General features: G+C 70.8%; 1 protein-coding gene. It reads right to left on the bottom strand.

Going from position 1 to position 518, the window contains the following annotated elements; all coding sequences use genetic code 11:
• A partial coding sequence (locus AC2CJA_RS27150) for a transposase family protein (protein WP_484605271.1) occupies positions 1-504 on the bottom strand: 504 nt, incomplete at its 3' end.
• Positions 505-518: the final 14 nt, after the last annotated feature.

Genomic DNA, 518 nt, shown 5'->3' with positions numbered 1-518 from the left:
GCAGGTGGTGTCGTGTTCCCGGCCCGGCCGTACGGGCGAGACCCAGATCGGCCAGCCGTCCGGGGTGGCGATGACCTGCACGTTCCCGCCATGGTGCTTGTGTTTTCCGGACCACCAGAGGTCTGCGCCGTTGGGGCCCGGGGCGGCGACGCGGTCCGTGCGGATGACCGTACCGTCGAGGTTCAGATGCGTCAGCCCGGCTGCCTTCGCACGCTCCAGCGCGGTGGACAGGTCCGGTGCGCCAGCGGCCAGGACGGCCAGTCCTTCGTGGAGGTAGCGGTAGGAGGTGGAGACCGACAGGCCGTTGTCGCGGGCGAGTTGGGCCCGTCGGGTGCCGTCGAGGAACCAGCGCAGCACGAGCACGGCCTGCTTGAAGCAGCCCAGCGCGCGTCGCCCCTTGCGGGTCCTGGCCACGATTCGGTGGTCGCGCAGGAGACCGGCCAGGTGCTCGGCGGTGGACCGCCTCACATCGAGCACGGCGGTGTATGTGACACTGGTCGGCACGTGAGGCCCCTCGG

Source organism: Streptomyces sp. ATLC9, from assembly GCF_057196705.1.
This window is presented reverse-complemented; position numbering and strand designations above follow the sequence as displayed.